The sequence below is a fragment of the Rhodococcus sp. IEGM 1351 genome (genome assembly GCF_030056875.1).
GTDB lineage: Bacteria > Actinomycetota > Actinomycetes > Mycobacteriales > Mycobacteriaceae > Rhodococcus_F > Rhodococcus_F opacus.
Map to the genome: position 1 here is coordinate 1 of NZ_JASHKU010000041.1, position 25,646 is coordinate 25,646.

The 25,646-nt window shown below is 67.2% G+C and carries 24 protein-coding genes; 8 read left to right on the forward strand and 16 right to left on the reverse strand.

The annotated features are described in order from the left end of the window. Positions 1-247 precede the first annotated feature (247 nt). The 4 genes from QM806_RS38040 to QM806_RS38055 all read right to left on the reverse strand — a co-directional run bounded on the left by QM806_RS38040 (position 248) and on the right by QM806_RS38055 (position 4,729). Entirely contained in the window at positions 248-637 is a 390-nt protein-coding gene (locus QM806_RS38040) for a DUF5313 family protein (protein ID WP_005573055.1), read from the reverse strand. A 70-nt stretch (positions 638-707) separates the two neighbouring features. Then, a complete protein-coding gene (locus QM806_RS38045; RefSeq protein WP_005573056.1) occupies positions 708-1,469 on the reverse strand; it encodes a MerR family transcriptional regulator in 762 nt (253 codons plus the stop codon). Between the two features lie 39 nt (positions 1,470-1,508). Further along, positions 1,509-3,359, reverse strand: coding sequence for an AMP-dependent synthetase/ligase (locus tag QM806_RS38050; protein ID WP_054248905.1), 1,851 nt, complete (start codon positions 3,357-3,359; stop codon positions 1,509-1,511). A gap of 50 nt (positions 3,360-3,409) precedes the next feature. Then, positions 3,410-4,729: an MFS transporter gene (locus QM806_RS38055; protein ID WP_120660024.1), complete on the reverse strand. Its 1,320-nt coding sequence runs from the start codon at positions 4,727-4,729 to the stop codon at positions 3,410-3,412. Between the two features lie 53 nt (positions 4,730-4,782). On the opposite strand from QM806_RS38055, the gene QM806_RS38060 reads away from it, so the two are divergent. Beyond that, positions 4,783-5,793: a GlxA family transcriptional regulator gene (locus QM806_RS38060; RefSeq protein ID WP_054248659.1), complete on the forward strand. Its 1,011-nt coding sequence runs from the start codon at positions 4,783-4,785 to the stop codon at positions 5,791-5,793. On the opposite strand, the gene QM806_RS38065 is transcribed toward QM806_RS38060, so the two are convergent. Further along, entirely contained in the window at positions 5,771-7,189 is a 1,419-nt protein-coding gene (locus QM806_RS38065; RefSeq protein ID WP_005566718.1) for a hypothetical protein, read from the reverse strand. The two genes, QM806_RS38060 and QM806_RS38065, sit on opposite strands and share 23 nt — an antisense overlap. Positions 7,190-7,195: 6 nt before the next feature. After that, positions 7,196-7,594, reverse strand: coding sequence for a DUF7144 family membrane protein (locus tag QM806_RS38070; protein WP_005257648.1), 399 nt, complete (start codon positions 7,592-7,594; stop codon positions 7,196-7,198). Positions 7,595-7,759: 165 nt separating this feature from the next. On the opposite strand from QM806_RS38070, the gene QM806_RS38075 reads away from it, so the two are divergent. Continuing rightward, positions 7,760-8,167 carry a DUF7144 family membrane protein gene (locus tag QM806_RS38075; protein WP_005566719.1) on the forward strand — a complete coding sequence of 136 codons (408 nt, stop codon included), beginning with the start codon at positions 7,760-7,762 and terminating at the stop codon, positions 8,165-8,167. A gap of 36 nt (positions 8,168-8,203) precedes the next feature. Here the strand turns inward: QM806_RS38075 and QM806_RS38080 are convergent, their stop codons facing one another. Continuing rightward, entirely contained in the window at positions 8,204-8,764 is a 561-nt protein-coding gene (locus QM806_RS38080) for a potassium channel family protein (protein WP_283294854.1), read from the reverse strand. A 208-nt stretch (positions 8,765-8,972) separates the two neighbouring features. Next, positions 8,973-9,755 carry an MBL fold metallo-hydrolase gene (locus QM806_RS38085; protein ID WP_283294856.1) on the reverse strand — a complete coding sequence of 261 codons (783 nt, stop codon included), beginning with the start codon at positions 9,753-9,755 and terminating at the stop codon, positions 8,973-8,975. Positions 9,756-9,789: 34 nt separating this feature from the next. Between QM806_RS38085 and QM806_RS38090 the strand changes: the two genes are divergently transcribed. Together QM806_RS38090 and QM806_RS38095 are read left to right on the forward strand one after the other, a co-directional pair. Continuing rightward, entirely contained in the window at positions 9,790-11,820 is a 2,031-nt protein-coding gene (locus tag QM806_RS38090; RefSeq protein ID WP_269592368.1) for a phage holin family protein, read from the forward strand. 132 nt (positions 11,821-11,952) lie between these two features. After that, positions 11,953-13,302 (forward strand): diacylglycerol/lipid kinase family protein, encoded by a 1,350-nt coding sequence (locus QM806_RS38095; protein ID WP_005566722.1) that lies wholly within the window; start codon positions 11,953-11,955, stop codon positions 13,300-13,302. On the opposite strand, the gene QM806_RS38100 is transcribed toward QM806_RS38095, so the two are convergent. From QM806_RS38100 to QM806_RS38120, 5 genes are read right to left on the reverse strand one after another with little or no spacing between them, the layout of a single operon-like run. Then, positions 13,269-13,535 carry a hypothetical protein gene (locus QM806_RS38100; protein WP_005257658.1) on the reverse strand — a complete coding sequence of 89 codons (267 nt, stop codon included), beginning with the start codon at positions 13,533-13,535 and terminating at the stop codon, positions 13,269-13,271. The two genes, QM806_RS38095 and QM806_RS38100, sit on opposite strands and share 34 nt — an antisense overlap. Before the next feature lie 26 nt (positions 13,536-13,561). Further along, complete coding sequence (locus tag QM806_RS38105) at positions 13,562-15,277, reverse strand: SulP family inorganic anion transporter (RefSeq protein ID WP_054248660.1); 1,716 nt, start codon at positions 15,275-15,277, stop codon at positions 13,562-13,564. Between the two features lie 10 nt (positions 15,278-15,287). Next, positions 15,288-18,047, reverse strand: a complete 2,760-nt coding sequence (locus tag QM806_RS38110; RefSeq protein ID WP_064080061.1) for a cation-translocating P-type ATPase — start codon at positions 18,045-18,047, stop codon at positions 15,288-15,290. Positions 18,048-18,074: 27 nt separating this feature from the next. Next, positions 18,075-18,917 carry a polyphosphate kinase 2 gene (ppk2, locus tag QM806_RS38115; protein WP_054246624.1) on the reverse strand — a complete coding sequence of 281 codons (843 nt, stop codon included), beginning with the start codon at positions 18,915-18,917 and terminating at the stop codon, positions 18,075-18,077. Between the two features lie 25 nt (positions 18,918-18,942). Further along, the gene (locus tag QM806_RS38120) at positions 18,943-19,341 is read right to left on the reverse strand and encodes a DUF7144 family membrane protein (protein ID WP_054246623.1); all 399 of its coding nucleotides are present in this window, start codon (positions 19,339-19,341) and stop codon (positions 18,943-18,945) included. Between the two features lie 219 nt (positions 19,342-19,560). Here QM806_RS38120 and QM806_RS38125 point away from each other — a divergent pair, with 219 nt between their 5' ends. The 4 genes from QM806_RS38125 to QM806_RS38140 all read left to right on the forward strand — a co-directional run bounded on the left by QM806_RS38125 (position 19,561) and on the right by QM806_RS38140 (position 22,614). Next, entirely contained in the window at positions 19,561-19,785 is a 225-nt protein-coding gene (locus QM806_RS38125) for a three-helix bundle dimerization domain-containing protein (protein WP_054246627.1), read from the forward strand. A gap of 80 nt (positions 19,786-19,865) precedes the next feature. Then, the gene (locus QM806_RS38130; RefSeq protein ID WP_283294858.1) at positions 19,866-20,315 is read left to right on the forward strand and encodes a DUF6325 family protein; all 450 of its coding nucleotides are present in this window, start codon (positions 19,866-19,868) and stop codon (positions 20,313-20,315) included. A 76-nt stretch (positions 20,316-20,391) separates the two neighbouring features. Further along, positions 20,392-20,769, forward strand: a complete 378-nt coding sequence (locus QM806_RS38135) for an SHOCT domain-containing protein (RefSeq protein ID WP_054246621.1) — start codon at positions 20,392-20,394, stop codon at positions 20,767-20,769. Between the two features lie 129 nt (positions 20,770-20,898). Beyond that, positions 20,899-22,614, forward strand: a complete 1,716-nt coding sequence (locus tag QM806_RS38140) for an alpha/beta hydrolase (RefSeq protein WP_054246620.1) — start codon at positions 20,899-20,901, stop codon at positions 22,612-22,614. A 21-nt stretch (positions 22,615-22,635) separates the two neighbouring features. Here the strand turns inward: QM806_RS38140 and QM806_RS38145 are convergent, their stop codons facing one another. Genes QM806_RS38145 through QM806_RS38155 form a run of 3 tightly spaced genes read right to left on the reverse strand, consistent with a single transcriptional unit; the run spans position 22,636 to position 25,640 of the window. Next, positions 22,636-23,466 carry an alpha/beta fold hydrolase gene (locus QM806_RS38145; protein WP_054246619.1) on the reverse strand — a complete coding sequence of 277 codons (831 nt, stop codon included), beginning with the start codon at positions 23,464-23,466 and terminating at the stop codon, positions 22,636-22,638. Further along, positions 23,463-23,909, reverse strand: a complete 447-nt coding sequence (locus QM806_RS38150) for a MaoC family dehydratase (protein WP_054246618.1) — start codon at positions 23,907-23,909, stop codon at positions 23,463-23,465. The genes QM806_RS38145 and QM806_RS38150 overlap by 4 nt, the downstream gene beginning before the upstream one ends. A 33-nt stretch (positions 23,910-23,942) precedes the next feature. After that, positions 23,943-25,640, reverse strand: coding sequence for a PHA/PHB synthase family protein (locus QM806_RS38155; RefSeq protein WP_169693281.1), 1,698 nt, complete (start codon positions 25,638-25,640; stop codon positions 23,943-23,945). Positions 25,641-25,646 lie beyond the last annotated feature (6 nt).

Below are 25,646 nucleotides of genomic sequence, written 5' to 3' on the forward strand. Positions count from 1 at the left end.
CCTGACGATTACGCAGGTCGGCGAGCTTTCCCGCCGTCGTGTGAATATCGGGCGTGACCGCCGAATCTGTGACTGTCATCTATGACTGCTCTTCCCGTCGAGGCTGTCGGAACCAGCGCTGCACCCTGTGGGGTACGCGGTTCGTGGGATTACCCACTCGGACGCCGCCACTTTAACGCATTACTTATCGATCGTTCACGTGCGCTGCGTCACCCTCGAAGCGAGAGTGTGATGCATCACGCTGCTGCTACTGGTCCTCGGTGCGGCCGTGGCGGCGCTCGTAGTCCTCGCGCGTGCGGTCGGCGCGACGCTGCGCCTTCGCGCCCAGGAGGTCCGGATCGAGGCCGTGACTGAGCAGACGGTGGCGACGGTAGATGTTCATCAGCGCGACCGCAAAGTAGAGCAGCGGGAGCAGCAGGAGGGCCATCATCGCCAGCGGAATCCAGATCGGACCAGGGATGAGGAGGAACAACGCCAGCACCGCGACGACGGGAAGCATGAAACGGAGGACGTACCGCACCGAGGCTCCCGGCCCGACGAGGTCGTTGCGGACCCAGTCCTGCATCGAATCGGGCAGCGTGCGACCGAAGAGATACCCGACGTACTGACTGGGGCTGGGACGCTGCGCATCGGACATGGTTTCAGGATAGTGCTGACAAACGGAGCGAACTCGACGACGGTGCGTGGTCGAGTTCGCTCTGTTCCCGCTACTGCTGCTCCGCATTCGCGACGATGACGTCCCGGACGTACTGCGCCAGACCGGGGGCGACGTCGTCGTAGTGCCGGCGAAAGCGGTCGTCGGCGAGGTACATCTCGGCGAGGTTCACCTGCATTGCGTGATCGCAGTCGTAGAACCGTTCGATGCCGGCGCGGTGTTCCTCGGCGAGTGCGTTGGCCCGATCGGACCCGGGTTCGACACCGTCGGCCATCGCTTGCGCGAGCGACGCCTCGAATGCGTCTCCCTCGGCCTTGATTCGCTTCCAGTCTTCCTTGCTCATCTTCGCGGACCGCTGCTGGGACTGCTTCCACGCGTCGGTGTCGCCCCAGCGCTCTTCGGCCTCGGCGGCGTACTCCTCGCCCGGCCAGTTGTCGCCGAAGATTTCGTTCTGCTCTTCGGGGGTGAGCTGAATGCCCATGCTTTTCGCCTCCATCATCTTCTCCACGGCAGCAGCCATATCGTGTAAGCGATCGATCCGTTCGCTCAGCAACGCGTGCTGTCGCCGTAGATGCGCGAGGGCATCGACGTCCGGGTCGTCGAGGAGGGCTGCGATCTCCTCGAGGGGGAAGCCCAGTTCGCGGTACGTCAGCACGCGGTGCAGACGTTCCACGTCGGCGTCCGAATAGCTGCGGTACCCACCGGTTGTGCGGTCGGACGGTGCGACCAGGCCGATCTCGTCGTAGTGGTGCAGAGTGCGTACGCTCACTCCGACCAGCCTGGCGACCACGCCGACCGTGTGTTTCTCGCTCACGTCCTCTACCGTGCAGCCTTACGTCGCGTGAGGGTCAACTCAGTTGTAGAGATCTTCGAGTTCGTCGGAGAAATTGGTCATCACGACCTTGCGCTTGAGCTTCATGCTCGGTGTGATCTCGCCGTTCTCGACGGTGAGTTCCCGGTCGAGGATGCGGAACTTCTTGATCTGCTCCCACCGGTTCAGTCCGGCGTTGAGTTCCTCGACGTAACCGCCGATCAGGTTGCGGGTTTCCTGGGCGTTCGCGATCTCGGCGAACGATTTGCCGCCCAGCCCGTGATTCTCTGCCCATTCGCCGATCGATTCCGCGTCGAGGGAGATCAGGGCGACGCAGTACGACTTCCCTTCGCCGTCGACGATGAGTTCACCGACGTAGGGGCAGATGCCCTTGAACGTGGCCGCCACGGCGGAGGGTGCGACGTATTTGCCGTTGGACGTCTTGAACATGTCCTTCTTGCGGTCGGTGATCCGTAGGTAGCCGTCCTCGTCCATTTCGCCGATGTCGCCGGTGCGGAACCAGCCGTCATCGGTGAGCGCTTCGGCCGTGGCTTCGGGGTTCTCGTGGTATCCGCTCATGACGCCGGGACCCTTGATGAGGATTTCGCCGTCGTCGCCGATCCTGGTCTCGGTGCCCGGGATGGCCCAGCCGACGGTACCGAACCGGTAGGCCGACGGGCGGTTGACGAACGATGCGGCACTGGTCTCGGACAGTCCGTACCCTTCGAGGACGACGATGCCGACGGCGTCGAACCATTGCGCGACATCACGATTGAGTGCTGCGGAACCGGAGATGAAGAACTTCAGGCGTCCACCGAACCGTTCGCGAATCGTGCTGTACACCAGCCGATCCGCGACGGCGTGCTGGACCGAGTCGAGTAGCGACGGACTCTTGCCCGCCTGCTTGGCCTTCGACACCCTCAGCCCGACGCCGATGGCCCAGTCGAAGATCTTCTCCTTCACCCCACCTTCCTCGCGCACCGTGGAGACGATCCGCGCGTGCGCCTTCTCGAAGATGCGGGGTGCCGCGCCCATGAACGTAGGTTTGACCACCGCGAGGTTCTCGACGATCTTGTCGACGCGCCCGTCGACCGCCGTCGCGAAGCCGATCTGCAGGGGCAGGGTGAGCAAGACCTTCCCGAACACGTGGGACAGCGGGAGCCAGAGGTATTGCAGGTCGTCGGCGTCGAGGATGCCGGTGGCGTCGATGGCGGCCGCCACGTACGTCCATGCGGAGTGCGACAGCCGCACACCTTTCGGCCTGCCGGTGGTGCCGGACGTGTAGATCAGGGTGGCGAGGTCGTCGGGGCCGATCGCCTCGATCCGGTCGTGCACGGCGTCGGGTGTCTCGGCGAGCAGTTCTTCGCCGAGGTCGTGTAACTGGTCGAACGTGATCACCCAGTCGTCGTCTCCGGGGTCGCCGTCGATCAGGACGACCTTCTCGACGGCACCGAGTTCGCTGCGCTCCTCGCGCAGTTTGGCGAGCTGCGCGTGGTCCTCGGCGAAAACGATGCAGCTGCCGGAGTTGGCGACGATGTAGGCGACGTCGCCTGCGGTGGTGGTGGGATACACCGTGGTGGTGGCCGCGCCGGCGCACATGACGGCCAGGTCGGCGAGCACCCACTCGTAGCGGGTGGCGGAAGCCAGCGCCACCCGCTGCTCGGCCTGCACGCCGAGGACGATGAGTCCGGCCGCGAGGTTGCGCACACGGTCGCCCGCCTCGGACCAGGTGACGCTGGACCACTTCTTCGGGTCCGCCGCGTCGACGTGTCGGAACGCTTCGCGGTTGGGTGAGTGGGCCACCCGATCCACGAACAATGCGGCTACCGACGGAGCCCGATTCTCGATTTTGGAGCGGTCAATGACCTCGTCCGATGCGCGCTGAGCTGCCATGTATCGATCTTAGGAACCGGGACCGCTCGGGGGAGTGGTTTCGGGGCAGGTCAACCGTGCTCGGCCGCCATTGTGCGGGGTCTCGCGGCGATGGCCAGAGACATGACGGCGGCGATCGCGCACAGTCCGCCCGCGACGTAGAACGCGGAGTCGTAGCCGCCGAACTGGTCGCGCACCAGTCCCGCGAGGAACGCCACGATGCCGGCGCCGATCTGGTGCGACGCCAGCACCCAGCCGAACACGATGGGTGCGTCGCCGCCGAAATGTCTGCGGCACAGTGCGACCGTCGGGGGTACGGTCGCCACCCAGTCGAGTCCGTAGAAGATGACGAACGCGATCATCGGCGGGTGCACGGTGTTCGCGAACAGGATCGGCAGCAGCATCAGCGAGATCCCGCGCAGTAGGTAGTAGATGCCGAGGAGCTTGCGTGAATCGAACCGGTCGGTGAACCACCCCGACGCGATGGTGCCGATCACGTCGAAGATCCCGATCACCGCCAGCAGGCTCGCCGCCGCCGTCACCGGCATGCCGTGGTCGTGCGCGGCCGGGACGAAGTGGGTTCCGACGAGTCCGTTGGTGCTCGCCCCGCAGATGGCGAACGTGCCGGCCAGCAGCCAGAACACCCGGGTCCGCGCCGCCGACACCAGCACCGTCACGGCCCGGCCCGCCGCGCCGCCGCGCCCGGTCGGGGCGGGTGGGGCCGCGACGTAGTCGGGTCCGGCGCCGTACGGCACCGTCCCGACGTCGGACGGCCGGTTGCGCAGGAATGCGAGGACCAGCGGCACGACGGCGAGGGCCGCGAACGACACCGTCAGCGCCACGGTCTGCCAGTTGTAGTGCTCGGCGACCATTGCGAGAATCGGCAGGAACACCAACTGTCCGGCGGCGCTGCCCGCGGTGAGGATGCCGGTCACGAGGCCGCGGCGGGTGACGAACCAGCGGTCGACGACGGTGGCCACGAAGGCGAGCGCCATCGACCCGGTACCCAGCCCCACGAGCACGCCCCACAGCAGCACGAGTTGCCAGGTGGCGGTCATGAAGACGGTCAGTCCGCTGCCGGCGGACACCAGGACCAGCGCCGCGGTCACCACCCGCCGCATGCCGAAGCGTTCCATGAGCGCCGCCGCGAACGGCGAGGTCAGCCCGTACAGCACCAGGTTGATCGACACTGCGGCGGAAATGCTTGCCCGCGACCAGCCGAAGTTCTCGTGCAGGGGGTCGATCAGGATCGAGGGCGCCGCCCTGAAACTGGCGGCCCCCACGAGGGCGAGGAACGCGACGGCGGCGACCAGCCAGGCGTAGTGGAGGCGCGGCGGGCGCGTGTCGGTGAGCGGCGCGGGCGGGCCGGGCGGCGCGATCTCGGAAGTCACCAGGCAAGTCTGGTGGGTGTGCCCCGCCCGGGGAAAGCTGCCAGAATGACAACATGCGAAAGAATCTGGCCAGGGCTGAACGTCATCGGGTGGTCGTGCTCGCCCTGGACGGTGTGATCCCGTTCGAACTCGGCATTCCGTCGAGGGTCTTCGGCCGAGCGCACGACGCCGACGGAAATCCGCTGTACGACGTGCAGACCTGCACGGCGGACGGACGGCCTGTGCGTTCGGACGCCGATTTCTCGGTGTCCGTCGATCACGGGCCCGAATTGCTGGCCGAGGCGGACACGGTGGTGATCCCCGCGTCCTACGAACTCGGCCCGGCCTACGACGACGGGCATCTGCCCCCGAACCTGGAGGCGGCTCTCTCCTTCGTCCGGCCCGGCACGCGCTACGTCTCCATCTGCACCGGCTCCTACATCCTCGCCGCCGCGGGGCTCCTCGACGGACTGCGTGCCACCACACACTGGCGCAACGCCGAACATTTCCAGCGCACCTATCCGCAGGTCCGCGTCGATCCCGACGTGCTGTTCGTCGACGAGGGGCACATCCTCACGTCGGCAGGCGTCGCGGCCGGACTCGACCTCTGCCTCCACATCGTGCGCCGCGACCACGGCTCCGGCGTCGCCAATCAGGTGGCGCGCCGATGCGTCGTCCCACCGTGGCGCGACGGCGGGCAGGCGCAGTACATCGAGCGGCCGATCCCGGAGACCACGGCCGAGTCCACCGCGGCCACCCGGGACTGGGCGCTGGATCGGCTGGGTGAGTCACTGACGCTGAGCCGAATGGCCGCGCACTCGAACATGAGCGTCCGCACGTTCACACGGCGGTTCGGTGAAGAGGTCGGCACCACCCCGAACCGCTGGCTGATCACTCACCGGGTCGACCGCGCGCGGCAACTCCTCGAGACCACCGACCTGTCCGTCGACGTCATCGCCCGTGAGGTCGGATTCGGGACGGCGGTGTCACTGCGTCAGCACATGGGCGCCGTGCTCGGCGTCCCACCGTCGGCGTATCGCAGAACGTTTCGGGTCCGGGCGCTCAAGACGACGGCACCGGCGTAGATCCCGAGTCCTCCTTCGTCCCGCTGTCCTCCGCGGTGGTTGTGCGGGCCGGGCGGATGAGCAGTTCGAGTGCCGCGAGCACGAGGAGGGCAATGAACACGATCCACAACACGACCAGTCCGGTGGGGTAGCGCCAGAACATCAGCAGCAGAGCTGCGACGCCGATGATGGCGCAGCGCAGCGGAATTCGGAGTTGGTACGCCCACCGTTCCACTTCGTTCGGCGGTCGGCCGGCGCCGGACTTGCGGGCGAAGTCCAGTGCCTGCCCATAGCCGCGACGCACGGCGGTCGCGGACGACGAGCCGCCGATGAGGAAGGCGCCGATCGCGATCACCAGACCGAGGACCGCGACCGCACGCAGACTTGTCCGCAGCGGTACCAGGACGGTGTCGATGACCGCTGCCGCCGCGTCGGGCGACAGGATGTCGGGTGGGACGCTGTCGAGGTAGATGGCGCGTCCGACGAGAATCCCGATCGCGAGGACGAGCATTCCCAGGGCGATGGACAGGCCGGCGAGGGAGAGCGCGCGCAGCCGTCGGCCACTGGGGGCGACGGCGACCGCGGCGGCGGCGCAGGCGATTCCCAGCCACGGCAGGATGGCCGACGCCTTGTCGAGAGCATTGACTGCGCGCTGCGCCTTCACCAGTTCGGGGGACTGGAACAGCACGAATTGTTTGTCGACCGCGGGGATCTTGTCGGCGAACGCGAAACCTCGCTCGGTCAGCGCGGCCTTCACATTGTCGATGACGGTGCCCAGAGAGATGCTGACGGTGCCGCTCTGGTCGACCTCCACCGAGCTGAGACCGTAGTTCCCGGTCATCACCGCCACCAGCGCGTTGTGCGCCGAACGGTTCGCCTGGATCCAGAGGTCCTCGAACTGTTGGGACTGCACGAGCGAGCTGACGGTGTCGTGGACGAAGTTCTTTGCCTGGCTGGTGATCACCGGTGCGAGGCCGACCACGGCCGCGTCCAGCCGGGGAGCGTTCGCTGCGAGATTCGAGACGTCGGTCAGTGCCTCGAGTGCGTCCTTGGTGAGCCCCTCGACGTCGACTCGGGTGAAGATCTCGTCGGTGATCTGGTTCGTGATGTCCGCCTGGAGGGCCGGATTCGCACCGAGGGGGGCGACCGTGCTCACGTAGCGGTCGGTGTCGAGGATCTGACTTCTCGTGAAGCGTGCGGTGACCGACGCGAGTGCGAGAACGGCGACCAGGACCAGCAGAATCGTGACGGCCGTCCAGCGCAATCCGTTCCGGGGTGGGCGGGCGACCGGTTCTGTGGGAACACCGGCGGCGGCGCCCGCGGCCTGTCCGCGCAGCGTCGCCACCTCGTCGCGCAACCGGAGGAGTTCGGTGCGTTCGTCCTTGTCGAGTGGGCCGGTGCTCGTGCCGTCTTCCATTGCGGATCAGATCACTTCGGGGTTCCAGGTGGCGACCGCCCAGATCACGACGGCGTTCAGCGCGATGATCGTGATTGCCCACACGGGGTAGTAGGGCAGCCACAGGAAGTTGACGAAGATCGACAAGGCGCACAGCACCATCGCGCCGACACGTGCCCAGGTGGCCCCGGTGAACAGTGCCACACCGACGGCCGCAACGATCACGCCGAGCACGAGATGAATCCATCCCCAGGTAGTGACGTCGAATTGGTAGGTGTACTCGATGCCGACGACGATCACGTCGTCCTTGGCTATCGCGGAGATCCCCTGAAAGAACTCGAGCACGCCGACGGTGACGAGAAGAACCGCCCCGCCCATCGACGTTCCCTTTGCCACACCTTGCTTGACCAGCGATTCATCGGACATGACCGTTCCTCTTTCGTCACCGTACGAAATGAACTGGCGTAAGTAAGTATCCCCCGTCGGTTCACCCTTTGTCTGGAAGATGCCCGGACGTATGCGTATTGACCTCGCTCTACGCGGCGACGGAAAATATTTGCAGGCCAATGTATGTCCGGGAAGGGGATCGCGATGTCCGACGAGTCGTTGGTCAAGCAGGGGGTCGCGGCCGCGACGTCCATGGTGGCTGCGATAGTTTTGCTCACTATCGGAATTCTCCATGTGCTCTCGGGCGTCTCGGCGCTCATGAAGGACGACCTCGTCGTCGCTGGTCCCGAGTACATTTACCAGTTCGACACGACCGCGTGGGGCTGGATTCACCTGGTGCTCGGTGTGATCGTTGCGGCCGTCGGTGTCATGTTGTTCACCGGGGCGACCTGGGCCCGTGTCGGCGCCATGGTGATCTGTGCTCTCTCCCTCCTCGCCAATTTCCTGTGGCTGCCCCACTACCCGTGGTGGTCGGTCGTGATGATCGTGCTGGACGTGTTCGTGATCTGGGCTGTCGCGACATGGAAGCCGGGCTACGAGGAGCGGCTCTAGGTCGCAACCCGTCGAGTGCCGGCTCGCGTTCCGTTGTCACTGCGCCGACGAGTCACGGGCGATCCCGGGGTTCCGCCGCCAGCGAACCGAGGCCGTCAGCACACGGATGCCCAACGAGATCAGGATCAGATTGCCGATGATCTGTGCCGACACCACCGCCCGCGCGGCCTCCGTGGTGGCCACGATGTCACCGAACCCGACCGTGGCGAACACCGTCAAGGTGAAATAGAGAGCGTCGAGGCGGGTCAGGGCTTCGTCGAAGTTGTCCGGCCCCGAGTACGAGAGCAGAAAGTACGTCGTCGCGTAGGCGACGAGGTAGACCCCCACGGTGACGGCCAACGCCTCTACTGCCTGCGCGACCGGGTACTCGGCCCGCAGCACCCTGCGGATCTGCCAGACGTACACCGCGCAGACCACAGCGAGACCGCCGATCACCATGGACACGGTGCGCAGGTTGTCCACCGTGGTGAAGGGCAGCAGGAAATATGCGCTCACCAGCACCACCGTGGCGCACACCGGGCGCAGCACCGCCGGCACCAGCACACGCACCCGCGCACGTCGGGAGAGACTTCGCACGCCGTCCTCGGCCACCGTCACCGCCCGTTTCTCGTCGTCGGCTGCGCTCGGATCCGTTCGGGGTCCCAGGTCGAGACCTCCCAGATCACCACCTTCTCGGCGATTGGTTCGAACTGAAGTCGCCATCTTCCAGTTTCGCCGATCGAGGAGCCGACCAGAGCACATTGGCCGTCTTTGTACTCCGGAGCGCAAAGACCCGTCGACCGTCAGGGTTCCAGGGCAACCGAGTTCACACGCCGAGTTCGTCACCCGGGTGCAACTCCACCGCAACGACACCCGCCCGCTCGGCGTGGTGGACGAACTCGGCGCCCGGACCGAAGAACAACCGGGGGCGCACGGCGTCGAGGCCGACCGGCCACAGTGTGCCGTAGTGGATCGGCACCGCCAGTCCCGCCTCCACCAGACGCGCGACGACCGCGGCCCGAGACGGGTCGAGGTGACCCTTGCCGAGTGTCGGACCCCAGCCCCCGACGGGTAGCAGCGCGAGGTCCACGGGGCCGACGTGGTCGGCGAGATCCGGGTACAGGTCGGTGTCACCGGCAAAATAGGACCGCCGGTCCCCCTCGACGACGTACCCGATCGCGGGCGCGAGCTCCGGGCCGCGCCGCCAGCGCCGTCCGTCGTGTCGGGCGGGCACGGCGCGCACGGTGACCTTGCCGATCCTCGTCTCGTCGCCGGGCCGCAGCAGCACCAGGCGGTCGGCGAACTGGCGCAGCGCGGGCAGGCCGTCGACCGCCCGCCACGGGGCCACGATCGGGACGTCCGGATCGAGCAGCCGCAGCGACGGCAGATGGGCATGGTCGGCGTGCAGGTGCGAGAGCAGGACGGCGTCCGGGTTACGCACGTGCGGTCCGGTCGGCGCGGGGCCTCGTCGGCGGCGTAGGTGCGCGACGCGGTCGGTCAGCACCGGATCGGTCAGGACGACCGTCCCGCGGTCCACGATCAGCGCGCTGGCATGTCCGAGCCAGCGCACACCGGCTGCGGCGGCATCCGGCCACGGCGTTGCGCTCACACCCTTACGATTCCAGATGACGAAAGGCGGTGCGATGCGCACGGTGGGCGGCGTGGTGCGGGTGCTCGTCGAGTTCTTCGTGCTCTGGGGGTCGTCGGCGCTCGCGCTCATCGTGCTCGACCGCATCCTCGGCGGCATCGCCCTGGACCGGTCGAGCTTCGCTCCGCTACCGGCACTCCCGGCCGCGCTGGTGCTCGCGTTGGTGTTCGGCCTGCTCAACGCCGCGCTGTGGCCGGTGATCATGCGGTTCATGTCGTGGATCGGCCCGGTGCTGCTGTTCGTCGGGGTATTCCTCGCCGGCGGACTGATCATGCTGTTGACGCTGTACCTGGTACCGGTCGCGTCGGTGGACCAGCTGAGCGATGCATTCGTCCTCGCGGCGCTGCTCTCGCTGTTCACCTCCGTGGTGTCGGGCGCGATCGCGTCCCGCTCCGATACCGCGTACCGACTGATGCAGGTGCGCCGACAGCGGTTCCGGTTGCGTCGCAACGCCGCCCTCGTGGACGCGACCCCGGGGCTTTTGTGTATCCAGATCGACGGCCTCGGTTACGACGTGCTGCGTCGTGCGATCGCCGACGGCGTGACGCCCGGGCTGGCGAAGTTGGTGCGCGAGACCCACCGGCTGGTGCCGTGGCACACCGACTGGAGCAGTCAGACGGGTGCGACCCAGCTGGGCGTGCTGCACGGTTCCAACCACAACGTGCCGGCGTTTCGCTGGTACGACAAGACGACCGAGCGTATTTCGGTGTTCAGCAACCCGGCCGACAACGAGCAGCGCGAACTCGAACGAACGGACATTCCCGGCCTGCTGGCGCACGACGGTGCGAGCCGCGGCAACCTGTTCACCGGCGGCGCGCACGACAACGTGCTCGTCGTCAGTCGCATGCGCGGCGCCCGCCTCGGCGGCGGTGCCGGCTACAGCGACTATTTCGCCGACCCGGCGAGCGCGCTGCGCACGTTCATCCGGATGTTCGCGGAACTGCAACGGGAACTACGCCAGTCACTGCGGCAGAAGCGAAAGGACATCCAGCCGCGGGTGCCGCGGGGCGGGGTCTATCCGTTCGTGCGGGCGTTCGCGACCGTGCTCGCCACCGACGTCGCCGTCGCCGCGGTGGTCGGCGATCTGATCAAGGGACGCAGTGTGGTCTACGTCGACCTGATCGGCTATGACGAGGTGTCACATCACTCGGGCATTTCCCGGCCGGAGACCCTTGCGGTGCTGACCAAACTCGACGACGTCGTCGAGATGGTGCTCGCCGTGGTGGAGCAGGCCGATCGGCCCTACCGCGTCGTCGTGTTGTCCGATCACGGGCAGAGTCAGGGTGCGACCTTCCTGCAACGGTACGGGGAAACTTTGGGGCAGTTGGTTATCCGGCTCGCCACACAGCGCGAACCGGCGGCGGTGAAGCGCCACTGGTACGAGCGCGAATCCGGCGTCTCCCACCAGCCCGGGGCTGAGGGGCGCGGCTACGCCGCAGCGAGCGTGCACTCGCCGACTGCCGGCGAGGAGGCCCACGCCTCTGCAGGCGAGCCGATCGTGCTCGGCTCCGGCAATCTCGGTCTGGTCTACTTCCCGCACCTGCCCGGCCGCGCCGATGTAAATGCCATCGAGGCTGCCCATCCCGGGCTGCTCACCGGGCTGCGCGAGCATCCCGGGGTCGGCTTCCTGCTCGTTGCCGCCCCGGGCGGGTCCGTGGTTTTCGGACCCCACGGCCAGGTCGACGTGACGACCGGCGAGGTCACCGGCGAGAACCCGCTCGCGGTGATGGGCCCTGACGCGCTGGCAAAGGTGCGACGCACCGACACCTTCGACAACGTTGCCGACATCATGGTCGGTGGCGCGTACTGGCCCGAGACCGACGAGGTCGCGGCGTTCGAGGAGCAGGTCGGGTCGCACGGTGGAATGGGCGGACCGCAGAGTACTCCGTTTCTCATCTACCCCGCCGACCTGCCCGCACCGCCCGACCCGCTGCGCGGGGCCGAGGCCGTGCACACGGTGCTCGTCGGCTGGCGGGATCTTTCGACGGGACCGCGCGCACGCGACCTATCGGGAACCGGCCCTTGACGGCTGGCGAAGACCCGCAGCCCAAGACGTGCAATGTGCTGCGATCGCCTCCGGGCACGGCGGAAGATGGAACTACGACGGGAAGTCGGACCGTTGTGAGGAAGTACGCGCCGCCGTCGAGGGGGTAGTCACGTGAACAGATCAGGCATCCCCGATACCGGCGACCGTGGCCGGCGGTGGTGGGCCCGTGTGGCGTTCGTGTTCGCCGTCGGTGCGGCGGCAGTGCCCGTGCTGTTCGCCGGGTTGCTGGGCACCGTGGCGTTGCTCATCGTGGGGGCCGGTGGCGTCGTGGTCACGGTGGCAGCGTTGTACTGGTTCCTCACCCGGCGCGGGGTGCTCAGGTGGATCTCGCTGGGGGTGGCGATCGTCGCGCCGATCGTCGTGCTGACGCTGTTCATCCGCGCGCACCTGCTGTGGGTGGTGCTGCTCGCGTATGTGCTCGCTCTGCTGGCCGTCGTCTGCGCCCGCGCCGCTTTGCGTGGCAGACGTGCGGAGATGACCATGCCCGAATACCCTGCCCCGCCCGCGCAGCACCCGTTCCTGATCATGAATCCGCATTCCGGTGGCGGGAAGGTCGCGAAATTCGACCTGAAGCGCAGAGCCGAAGAGTTGGGCGCCGACGTCGTGCTGCTCGAAGGGCCGGCCACCGTCGACGTCACCGCACTGGCCCGGCAGGCGGTCGCGAAAGGGGCCGATCTGCTGGGGGTGGCGGGCGGAGACGGGACCCAGGCGCTCGTAGCGGCGGTCGCGGCCGAACACCACCTGCCGTTCCTCGTGATCAGTGCCGGAACCCGCAACCACTTCGCGATGGATCTCGGACTCGACCGCGCCGATCCGACCCGATCGCTGGACGCACTCCGGGACGGTGTCGAGCTGCGCGTCGACCTCGGCACCATCAACGGTCGAACCTTCGTCAACAATGCCTCGTTCGGGGTCTACGCCGAGATCGTGCGCAGCCCCGCATACCGCGACGACAAGGCCGCGACAGTGCTGACGCTGCTCCCCGATCTGCTCACCGGGCACGCCGGGCCTCGATTGGTCGCACGGATCGGTGAGACTGCCGTGGAGGGACCGCAGGCGGTCCTGGTGAGCAACAATCCGTACGGCAACAGTGATCTGGCGGGTCTGAGCCGCCGGGACCGTCTCGATCGCGGCGTCCTCGGCGCGGTCACCCTGTCGGTGGCGAACACCCGGCAGGCGGTCGGTCTGCTGCGCCGCACCAACGTACGCGGCCTGACGCAGGAAACGTCGATGGAGGTGGTCGTAGACGCCGACACACCGGAGATCCCCGTGGGAGTCGACGGCGAATCCCTCCTGCTCCGCACTCCGGTGCGGTGCACCATCGAACCGGACGCCTTGCGGGTGCGGGTGCCCAGGACGAGGCCCGGGGTGCGTCCCGCTGCACCAGCGTTCGACTGGGTTCGACTGTGGCGGACGGCGTTCCGACCTCACCCCCCGTCCGGGTCGGCGCCCCGAGACTGAATTCGGGAGGTGGTTCTCGATCGTTCGGCAATGCCGTCGCTCTTCAGGATCACGTAGATCAGTGCCGACACGAACGGAACGAGGAGCAGGAAACACACCCAGAACGCTTTCATCCACCCCGAGGTCCCGTGGTCGCGGAACAGGTCGGCGCTGATCGCGAACAGCAGCAGGAGATACGCCAGGAACGCGAAGGCGATGGCACCGAGCCAGAAGATCGTCCAGAAGGAATCCATGCGCCGCGCCCCGTCCTGTGGTCGGTTCAGTCGTCGGTCGGATCGGCGGTGTGATCGGCTCGACTGTGGAATGCGGCCACGGCGGCGTCGATGGTGGGATAGAAGTGTGTCGCGTCGAACCTGTCGCCCACCCCGAACCGGATGAGCCGATCCTTGATCGGGCCCTTCATCTCCGCGAACGCCAACCGGATCTGTTTCCCTTCGAGATACGTGTCGAGGTCGACGAGTTCGTCGACGGCGGTGGTGTCGAGACCGGTGATCGGCTCGGCGGCCACGATCACCCACTCGACCGGGCTCGGCGCTGTCGCCACCACCGAGCGCACGTATTCGTCGAAGATCTCGCCGTTGGCGAAGAAGAGGGGAGCGTCGAAGCGCACCAGCACCAGCCCGGGGATGCGGAGGCCGCCGGGGTGGCGTTCGACGTCATGGAAGCCGGGGCGGTCGGTCGTCCGGACGAGTTCCGTGCGGTACGGCTGCCAGGCCTGCGCGACCACCGCGACGAAGGACAGCCCGATCGCGACGAGGATTCCCTGCAGCACACCCACCAAAGCGACCCCGAGGAATGCCGCGACGGCGAGGCCGAACTCCACGGTGCTCATGCGCCACATCCGGATCATTCCACTCACATCGACCAGCGCCGTGGCGGCGACGATCACCACGGCCCCGAGTGTCGCGTCGGGGAGGTACGTGGTGACCCCGGGGGCGACGAGAACGAAGACCAGGACGGCGAGTGCTCCGACGACGCAGGCGAGTTGGGTGCGGGCGCCGCTCTGTTCGGCCACCGGGGTCCGCGACCCGCTGGCGGAGATGGGGAACCCGCCGAACAGTCCACCGGCGATGTTGGCCACGCCGACCGCCTTCATCTCCGTGCTGCCGTTCACGTCTTCACCGTGCCGGGCGGCGAACGTGCGGGACAGCACCCCTGTGTCGGCGAACGCGATCAGGGCGATACCGGCCGCGGGGCCGACGAGGTTCCCCACGTCCCCCCAGTCGACACCGCCGAACGACGGCAGCGGCAGGCCGGCGGGCAGGGCGCCGACCATCCCGATGTCGTCGGTGAGTCCGAGTGCGGCGGACAGGATGATCGCGCCGACCACGGCCACGAGGACGCCGGGGATGCGGGGCACCCAGATGCGGAACCCGATGATGACGGCGAGGGAGCCGATGCCCACTGCGGCGGCGACGGGGTCGATGTTGCCCTGTACCACGGACTTTCCGATCTCCCCGATCTCTCCGATGAGGCCGGACGCGTCGACGGAGAATCCGAGCAGCTTGGGCAGTTGGCCGACGACGACGATGAGCGCGATCGCATTGAGATAGCCGAGCCGGATGGGCTTCGACAGCAGTTCGGTCACGAAGCCGAGATGCAGGAATCCGCCGACGAGGAGAATGAGGCCGACGAGGACGCCGAGGATTCCGGCGAGCGCGAGCGCGCTCTCCGGGTCGTCGGCCACGGCGAGAGGCAGTACCGCCGCGGCGATGAGCGGCGCGAGCGACGAGTCCGGGCCGAGCACGAGGATTTTCGACGGCCCCACCACGGCATACGCGAGGAGCGGGATGATCGTGGCGTAGAGGCCGGCGTAGGCGGGCAACCCGGCGGCTTCCGCGTACCCCATCCCGGCGGGGATGAGCAGGGCGGTGAGGACGAGCCCGGCGGTGATGTCGGGGCGCAGCCATTCGCGGTGGTACGCCCGCGCCGTCGCGATGCCCGGCAACTGCGCGAGGCTGCCTGTCCAGGACACGGTCCCGGCCTCAGCGTGCGCGCTGGGGGTCGACGGCGGCGGGGGCGGTCATCGGTGCGGGCGGCGCCGAGTGGAGGTGGCGCCGGCGCCGGAACGCCTTCTCCGCTTCGACGACGATCGGGATGATCAGTGACCACCCGAGGCAGGCGAGCCACTGGCCGCCGGTCAGCGACGTGGTCATGAGGAGGTCCTGGAGGAACCCGGCCTCGACCGCGAACACCGTCACGATGGTCGGGATCGAGAGGATCTTCAGTGCGCCGAGGATCGGTGGGGTGAGCCCGGATTCCGGGTCGCGTCGCATGACGAGCCCGGCGAGGATGGAACCGAACGACAGCACCACGAACGCCGTCGTCATGGGAACGTTCGCCTCGGTCGTGCTCATCTCGCCCGGCGCGAGGAGCATCGCGGCGAGCGTGACGGCGAACTGCAGGACGCCGTATGCCAGCCACTGCACGAACGCCCTCCGGTTGGCGATCGGCATCTGCGGGTCGCGGGGCGGCTTGTTCATCAGATCCGGTGCAGGCGGGTCGAGCATGATGACGGCGACCGGGAACAGCGTGATGAAGAAGTGCTGGAACAGCACCATCAGCGGGGTGAGCGCGACCCCGTCGTTGATGTCGAAAATGCTCGCGACGAGAAATAGCAGCACCAGCGAGAACAGTTTCGACATCTGGTACCGGATGTAGGACACGATCTTGTCGTAGATGTTGCGGCCCAGTCGGATCGCGGTGATCAGGGTCCCGAAATTATCGTCGGTGAGCACCATCTTGCCCGCCTGTTTGGTGACTTCGCTGCCCGAGCCCATGGCTACGCCGATATCGGCCTTCTTCAGCGCGGCCGCGTCGTTGACGGCGTCCCCGGTCATCGCCACGACGGCGCCGTTCTTCTGCATGATGTCGGCCAGGCGCAGTTTGTCCTGGGGGGTGACGCGGCCGAACACGTGCAGATGCGGGAGTGCGGCCGACAGTTCCTCATCGGTCATGGCCTGCAGTTCCGCACCACCGATCGCGCCTGGTCCGAGTCCGAGTTCGGCGCCGATCGCGGATGCCGTGATCGCGTGGTCGCCGGTGATCATGCGGACGTCGATGCCCGCCTCGTGGGCGGTGCGCACCGATTCGATCGCCTCCGGCCGAAGCGGGTCGATGATCCCGACCATGCCGACGAACGTGAGGTCCGCGACGTAGGACATGGGGTCGGCCACCGCGGCCTCCTCCTGCCCGTCGAGGCGGCGGACCGCGAAGGCCAGCACGCGAAGCCCCTTCTCGGACATGGTCCGGTTCGCTGCCGTCAGTTCCTCCCGGACCTCGTCGAGCGGCACCTCCTGCCTGCCCGGCCGGAAGGCGGTCGTGCACCGCGCCAGGACCACGTCGGGCCCGCCCTTGACCAGTTCCACGAATTGGGTTCTGCCATCGACCTCGAGATGGTGGAACGTCGCCATGAACTTGTACGCGGAGTCGAACGGCACGGCGGCGACGCGCGGATACGTCCGCCGGGTCAGTGGGGCGTCGACACCGATCTTCGCCGCGAGCACCACCAGCGCGGCCTCCGTCGGGTCGCCGACGACCTCTCCGGTGCCGGAGACCGTGGCGTCGCTGTCGAGGCACAACCCGTACGCGAGCAGCGTGAAATCCGGGACCGCCTCGCCCGCGACGTGGGTGATCTTCCCCGACTTGGCGTAGCCCTCACCGTCGACGGTGTACCACCGGCAGTGGAAGTACAGCGACCGCACGGTCATCTGGTTCATCGTCAGCGTGCCGGTCTTGTCCGAGTTGATTACGCTGGTCGCGCCGAGCGTCTCGACGTCCGTGAGGTTCTTCACGATGGCTTTGGCGTCGGCCAGCTGCCGTGCGCCGTAGGCCAGCATCGCCTGGACGAACGTCGGCAGACCGGTCGGGATCGCGGAGACCCCCATGGAAATGCCGAGCAGCAGCAGCGTCGTCACGTCCTGTCCGCGAATCACCCCGATGATCACGATGATCGCCACCGAAGTCCACGCGATGACGCCGAGCACTTTCGTGAGCGAGTCCAGTTCGCGCTGCAGCGGAGACTTGCTGGGCGCGACCGCAGAGAGCATCGACGCGATCTGACCCATCTGGGTGTGCATGCCGGTCTCCGTGACCACCATGGTGGCGGTGCCGCGGGTGACCGAGGTGTTCTGGAAGCCCATGTTGCTGCGGTCGCCGAGAGAAACGTCGATGGTGCCGAGCGTCTGGGGGTCCTTCGCGACGGGTGCACTCTCACCCGTCAGTGCCGCCTCCTGGGTCTCCAAGGTGGCCGTCGTGAGAAGGCGGCCGTCCGCGGGGACGATGTCGCCCGCCTCGAGCTGCACGACGTCGCCCGGCACGAGCTCGGTGGCGTCGAGCTGGGTCAGAGCGCCGTCGCGGACCACCCGCGCCTGCGGTGTCTGCATCTTCGCCAGTGCGTCGACGCTGGCGCGCGCCTTCACTTCCTGCCGTGTGCCCAGCACGATGTTGAGCCCGACGAGAACCGCGACCACGATCGCCGTCGGGATTTCGCCGATGACGATGCTGACCACGGCCACCGCGACCAGCATCAGGTTCATGGGGTCCTTCAACTGCAGCAACGCGATCGACCACGTCGAAGGCGGCGGCTCGGAGGCGATCTCGTTCGGACCGTGCCGTCGGCGACGTTCGTCTACTTCGCCGGTCGTCAGCCCCGCCTGCCGATCGGAGGCCAGTGCGGACACGACGGCGTCGGCGTCCTGGGCATGCCAGGCCGTCTGCGCTTGCGTGGGTTCCGTCGAGACCATGACCGCTCGTCCTTTCGGCTCGGATCCTCAGTAGGGGGTGGGAATCCAGTGCAGTGGTTGCCTCGGCGCCTCGTAGCCGTGCGGGCCCCGCCGCTCCGGCAAGGTGATGTCGGGGCGTTCGAGGGGTTCGTAGGGGATCTGGCTCAGCAGATGGCTGATGATGTTGAGCCGGCCGCGCTTCTTGTCGTCGTTGACCGCGACGTACCAGGGCGCCCAGCCGGTGTCGGTGAAGTGGAACATCTCGTCCCGTGCCCGCGAGTAGTCGTACCAGTGGGTGTACGACTTCAGGTCCAGGTCCGACAGCTTCCAGATCTTCCGCGGATCGTCGATCCGGCTCTGCAGGCGCAGCGTCTGCTGGTCCTCGCTCACCTCCAGCCAGTACTTCAGCAGGATGACGCCCGAGTCGACGATCGCGCGTTCGACCGTCGGGACGAGTTGGAGGAACTGCTGAGCTTCCTCCTCGGTGCAGAAGCCCATCACCCGTTCGACGCCCGCGCGGTTGTACCAACTGCGGTCGAAGATGACGATCTCCCCGCCGGCCGGGAGATAGGGCAGGTACCGCTGCACGTACATCTGCGACTTCTCGCGATCCGTCGGGGCGGGTAGGGCGACGACACGGAACACGCGTGGACTGACCCGCTCGGTGATCGCCTTGATGACGCCGCCTTTCCCGGCGGTGTCGCGACCCTCGAACACGATGCAGATTCTCGCGCCCGACGATTTCACCCACTCCTGTAATGCGACGAGTTCGCCGTGAAGTGGGCGGAGCAGGCGGCTGTACTCCTTGTTCTTCATCGGTGCGGCGGGCTCGGCACCGCCTGGCCGGGGCAGGTCGAGCCCGGACTTCTCGTGCTTCGTCTTCTTTCCCACGGTTTCTACCCCGGCCGCCGACTGCTCAGACCCGAGCCGGCTGCCAGGTCGACACGGCCCAGATCACCACGACGTCGAGCGCGATGATGAGCACCGACCACCACGGGTAATACGGCAGCCACAGGAAGTTGGCGAATATGGAGACTGCCGCGATCACGATCGCGGACACCCGCGCCCATCCCGCGCCGGTGAGCAGCGCGAGGCCGACCGCCGCAACGAGCACACCCAGCACGATGTGAATCCAGCCCCACGTGGTCAGGTCGAACTTGTAGACGTAGTTCACCCCCGACACGAATACTTCGTTCTCGGCGACCGCGGCGATTCCCTGGCAGAACTGGATGATGCCCACGGTCACCATGATGATGGCCGCCCCGATCGAAGTGCCTGCCGCGACGCCCTGCTTGACCGACGTTGTCTCGGGCATGACCGTCCCCTTCCCTACCGCGAGCCGGGCGGCCCGGTACCACCCATTGTCCGCCGTCTCCGCGTGGTAGTAGTCGTGAAACCGTATTTCCGGGCAGTACTCCGGAAACTGGAGTGATCCCAGAGTCGTGAATATTCACGGTCTTGACACCGAACCGAGTTGCTCGAGAGGCCATTTCGTGTCTTGACGGCGGTTTCGCAGCGGGACGACGATGAGTCGATGATCGGTGACGACGAGTTGCTTCAGGTCGAGCAGGTCATCGAGCGCCTGATGACTCGGTACCCGTCCGTCTCACCCGTGGACATCGAGCACGCCGTGCGCACCGTTCACAAGCGCTTCGCGGATTGCAGGATCCGGGACTTCGTCCCGCTCCTGGTGGAGAAGGCGGCCCGACGCGACCTTGCCGACAGTACGTTGCCGGCCGCCGATGGCGTCGTTCTCTAGCGGCGTCGTCCCCGGCTGGGTGATACTGGCAGCAAGCCGTGTGTGGCTGTCGCTGCTGTCTTCAGAAGAGAGGTCCTGCAGTGAACGACACCGATTTCGACGAACTCGGACCCATCGACTATCTCGTCGTCGAGTTCCCTGCCGACCGGAGACCCGACGGATCGGCGTTGCCGCTTCTCATCGACCTGGTCGACCGAAACATCATCCGGGTGCTCGATCTGGTCTTCGTCCGCAAGGAAGCCGACGGATCGCTCGCCGGTATCGCCGTCGAGGACCTCGGGTTCGAGGGCGGTGTGGACGTGACGGTGTTCGCCGAGGCGACGACGGGTCTGATCGACCGAACAGACCTCGAGGATGCGGCTGCCGTCCTCGCCCCGGGCTGTTCCGGGGCCATTCTCGTCTACAAGAACACCTGGGCCGCACCGTTCGCCTCCGCCCTCCGGCGCGAAGGCGCGCAGCTCGTGGCCTCGGGACGTATCCCCGTCCAGGGCATTCTGGCCGCGCTCGACACGCTCGACGCCACTAGTTGAGATTTCGAGGAGCACATCGTGCCAGGCCAGAGTCCTGGTCTCCTGACCGGAACACCGAGTGGACGGAGCGTCGAAAATGGAAGGCTTCTGGGAGTTCTTCTGGTTCATCTTCGTCTGTTTCGCCTTCGCGGCCTACTTGTCCGTGTTGTTCGCGATCATCTCTGACCTGTTCCGGGACCGCGAGACGTCGGGGTGGGTGAAGGCGATCTGGATCCTCTTGCTGTTCGTCGTTCCCTTCCTGTCGGCACTGGTGTACGTGATCGCCCGGGGCGACGGCATGGCGAAGAGGTCGATGGCCGCCGCCGAGCAACACAGGCAAGCGCAGGACACCTATATCCGGGACGTCGCCGGACAGTCTCCGGCTCAGCAGATCACGGATGCCAAGGCGCTGCTCGATTCCGGCGCGATCACCGACGCCGAGTTCCAGGCGATCAAGACGAAGACACTGGCGTAGCGTCCGCCGGCGGTCGGCCGGGCAGACTCGTCCGAATGCGAACATCCCAGGTGGGCTTCGGTGTTCACCGGACGTGATGTGATTGCGGATTGCTGTCGATAGCGACTCGGTGACGGCTACGCTTGCCAGGTGCCGAACGATGTGATCGATGGTGCACCCGAGCGCGAAGCCGGTCCCGTCCGGCCACCCGGGTATCGCCGCTGGCTTCCGGATCGCTATGCCTTCGGGGGGCTGGTGGTCGCGGTCCTGTTCGTGTGGCTGTCGTTGACGCCGACACTCCTGCCGCGCGGTCCGTTCTTCCAGGGATTGGTCACCGGCGTATCGGCGGCGTTCGGCTACGCCATCGGATTCCTCGGTTCCAAGTTGGTTCGCTACCTCGTGCAGCGGGAGGCGCCCACCCGTGTGAAGACGGTGGTGCGCCGGGTCGCGTCGGTGATCGGAATCGTCGGAACCGCGGCGATACTGGTGTGGTTCTGGGATTGGCAGTCGCAGTTGCGGGCGATCATGAGCGCCGCACCGTTCCCGTGGTTCGGCTATCTCGTCATGGTGGTCGTCGCGGTGCTGATCTACGTCGGGTTGGTGGCGCTGGCCCGGGTGCTGCTGCGGGCGGTGTGGTGGGTCGAACGCAAGATCAGCCGGGTGGTGCCGCGGCGGATCTCGGCGACGGTCATCGGCGTACTGGTGGTGGCGCTGCTGTTCGCACTCGTCAACGGCGCCGCGGTGCGCGTGATCATGTCGGGGCTGAACAATTCGTTCGCCGCCGTCAACCAGGAGACCAAGGCCGGTGACGAGCCACCGACGTCGTCGCTGCGTTCGGGCGGACCGGACTCGCTCGTGACGTGGGATTCGCTGGGGCGGCAGGGCCGTTCCTTCATGTCGCGTGGCCCGACCGTCGAAGAATTGTCCGCGTTCAATGGTGGGCGGCCCGCGGTGGAGCCGATCCGGACTTACGCCGGGCTGGCCAGCGGCGGCGATTCGATCAGCGGGAACGCCCAGCTGGCAGCGGACGAACTCGAACGCGCCGGCGGGTTCGATCGTGCGGTGGTCGGCGTGGCCACTACCACCGGTACCGGGTGGATCAACGAGAGTCTCGCCTCATCGCTGGAGTACATGTACAACGGCGACACGGCGATGGTCGGATTGCAGTACTCCTATCTGCCGAGTTGGCTGTCCTTCCTGGTGGACAAGGAGCGTGCCCATCAGGCCGGGGAGGCGTTGTTCGACGCGGTGTACGACAAGTGGAAGGTATTGCCACCGGAAACTCGTCCGAAACTCGTCGTCATGGGAGAGAGTCTCGGATCCTTCGGGGGCGAAAGTGCATTCGGCAGTGTCGACGATGTCGAGGCCCGTACCGACGGTGTGCTGTTCACGGGGCCGCCGAACGCGAACGAGATATGGACCGACGTCACTACGAACCGCGATCCGGGTTCGCCCGAATGGCTGCCGATCTACGAGCAGGGCGGGACCGTCCGCTTCGGAGCACGCGCACCGGAGGACCTGCCACGCCCCGACGCCCCGTGGGGACGGCCACGGATGGTCTATCTCCAACACCCATCGGACCCGATTGTCTGGTGGTCACCGGAACTCCTGCTGAGCGAGCCCGACTGGCTGAAGGAGGACCGTGGCTACGACGTCCTCGACAGCACGCAGTGGTTCCCGTTCGTGACTTTTCTTCAGGTGGCGGCCGACATGGCGGTGTCGACGGGTGTTCCCGACGGGCACGGACACACGTACGTCGTCGACATCGCCGACGCGTGGAGCGCAATCCTGTCGCCCGACGGCTGGACCCCGGCAGACAACGATCGCCTGCGGACGACGCTCGCCGAGATGGGGGAGGACGGCTGACCTCCTCGCGTGCGCCGACGGCTACGGCGCCGCGAGGAAGGAGCTGACAGCGGGCGCGAGATCGGCTGCGTTGGTCACGATGTCGAGGTGACCGCCGAGGTGCAGGTGCAGGGTCGCGTGTGGCAAAAGCGCGTTCATGATGTGGGCGTTGGCGATGGGAATGATCGGGTCGTCGGTGCCCGCGACGATCAGTGTGGGCTGCCGGATGAGCGGAAGTACCGGCAGGCTCGTCCACATCGCTCCCGCGAGGAGTTGATGGAGATAACCGATGCGGGAGCCCGTGTGCGTCTGTTTTCTGAAGACTCGCGCGACGGCTTCACCGCCGAGGCGCGCCGTGCCACCGTACAGGTCGCCGGCGATGGCAGCCGCATAGCCGGTGTCGGTGAACCGCCTCGGAGTCAGCATCTTCGCGAGCACACGCGGGTGGCCCGGAATCATCAGGGCCCCGGTCCCGGTGGCGACGAGGACGACGCGCCGGCAGCGCCGAGGGTTCTGGAGGGCGAACTGCTGGGCCAGCGCTCCGCCCCAGGACAAGCCGAGGATGTCGACGACATCGACCCCGATCTCGGTGAGGAGGCGGCTCAGGCCGCACGCGAGGGCGGGAATCCCGTACGGGACCGGGGATGCCGGCGAACCCCCGGTGCCGGGCACGTCGAAACTGATGACCGTCGCTGTCGGATCCATCGCGGCGACAAGCGGGTCCAGCACTTCCAGGCCGGCTCCGATGCCGTTGCACAGGACCAGGGGCACACCGGTCCCGCGGCGGATCCGCACCCGGATCCGCCGACCGCCGACCGGAACGACCCTGTCGTCGAACCGGTCGCGCCCACCGAACAATTCGGTCACGCTCACGTGTAGAGCACCACGACGTCCGCGATGCACACCGGACGCGTTCCGCCGTCGATCTCGTAGGTCAATCCGAAGACTGCCTCGATGCCGGCCGGTTTCCGTTGAGCGGCGATCACGGACACGGTGACACGCAGCGCGGAACCGACGGGAACGGGCGCCGGGAACCGCACCTTGTTCAGGCCGTAATTGAGGGCGGCGTGCACGCCGTCGACGGTGAGAACTTCGGCGAGGATGCTCGGGGCCAGCGACAGCGTGAGATAGCCGTGCGCGATGGTGCCGCCGAAGGGGCCACGGGCCGCGCGCTCGGGATCCGTGTGGATCCACTGGTGGTCCCCGGTCGCGTCGGCGAACAGATTCACCTGATCCTGCGCAATTTTGAGCGTGCCGGTGGTTCCGATGGTCTGTCCGACGAGCCCGAGGAGTTCGGTGGGCTGTGTGAGATGCATGGGTAGGAATGTCCCTCTGTGGTGTCGAGTGGGTCAGCTGTGGTGGACGTAGGTGCCCGGGGCGGGCCCGAGCGGGGGGAACTGCCGGGCGCCGAGGCCGCCGGGGGCGTCGATGTCGGGTCCGCTGCGCTCGGCGAGCCACCGGGCGTAGTCGGGCCACCACGAGTCCGGTGCGGTCTCCGCTGCGGCCAGCCACTCGTCCGGAGTCTCCGGGTCGGGCTGCCCGAATCGGAAGGACGCTCGCGGATTGCCCGGGGGGTTCACGAGCGAGGCGATGTGACCGTTCGACGAGAGCACGAATCGGGAGTCCTTGCTGCCGAGGAGGCGAGCGCTCCGGTAGGTGGACTGCCACGGGCAGAGGTGGTCGGCGGAGCCGCCGACGACGTACGCGTCGGCGGTCACGGTGGCCAGGTCGACGGGTGTGCCGAGCATGGTCGCCGCGCCCGGCGTCGTCAGCGCGTTGCGCAGTCCGAGCAGGACGAGATCGCGGTGCAGTGCCGCCGCCATGCGGGTGGTGTCGGAGTTCCAGAACAGCACGTCGAAGGCGGCGGGAGCCCGGCCCTGCACGTAGTTGTTCACCCAGTACCGCCAGACCAGGTCGGTCGGACGCAGCCAGGCGAACATCTCGGCGAGGGTGCGGCCGTCGAGATAGCCCTTGGCGGCCGAGGCTCGGATCGCGGCCGCAGCGGCGCGCTCGCTCATGACGGCAGCCGCGGTGCCGGCCTGGGTCTGGTCGAGAACGGTGACGGCCAGGGTGAGGCCGGCGATGCGGTCGCCCTCGCCGATCTCGGCGAGATGTGCCGCGACCATCGCCGCGAGAATCCCACCCGAGCAGGTGCCCAGGACGTGGGCGCTTTCGGTTCCGGCAATGCACTGCACCGCATCGAGCGCCTCCACGATCGCCGCGCCGTAGGTGTCGGCATCCCAGTCCCGGTGCCGGGCGTGGGGGTTGCGCCAGGAGATCGCGAAGACCTGCTGACCCTGCTGCAGGAGGTACTCGATCAGACTGCGGCCCGGCGCGATGTCGAGGATGTAGTACTTGTTGATGACGGGCGGGACGATCAACAGTGGTGTGGCGTGGACTTGTTCGGTCTGCGGCGTGTAGTGGATCAGTTCGAACGTGCGGGTCTGCAGGACCACGGCACCCTTCGTCGCAGCCACGTCCTCCCCGACGGCGAACGCGTCGGGTTCGACCATGGCAGGCACGCGAGGTTTCGACAGCATGTCGCGGACGAGCGCGCGGACTCCGCGTGCCGCACTGAGGCCGCCCGTGTCCACCATTGCCTTCCAGCCCAGCGGGCTGAGGAGTGGATTGTTGGTGGGGGACAGGCCTTCGACGAGGTTGTCGAGGACGAACCGCATCCGTTCGTGGTCACGCCAGTCGAGTTCGGCGTCGTCGAGCAGGGCCGCAGCGGTGTGCGACGTCGCGAGATACGCCTGCATCGCCCGGCGCAGGGCCGGATTCTGCTGCCACGCGGCGTCGCCGAAGCGTTTGTCCGACTTCGCGGGAGTTCGATCCGAGGCGCCGACGGCGATGGCGCCGAGTTCGCGGACGAGGGCGCCGCCGCGCCGGGCAACGGTACCCGGCCGGCCGGCGAGGCCGACCCCGAGACGGGTCCACGAGCTGTCGGGGAGCATGCGGGCGGCCACGCCGCGGGTTCCGCTGGTGAGGAGAAGGTCGAGGGGAGCGGTGAGCTCGTCGGGGATGGTGGGGAGGGGAGTGTCGCTCACGCTTGT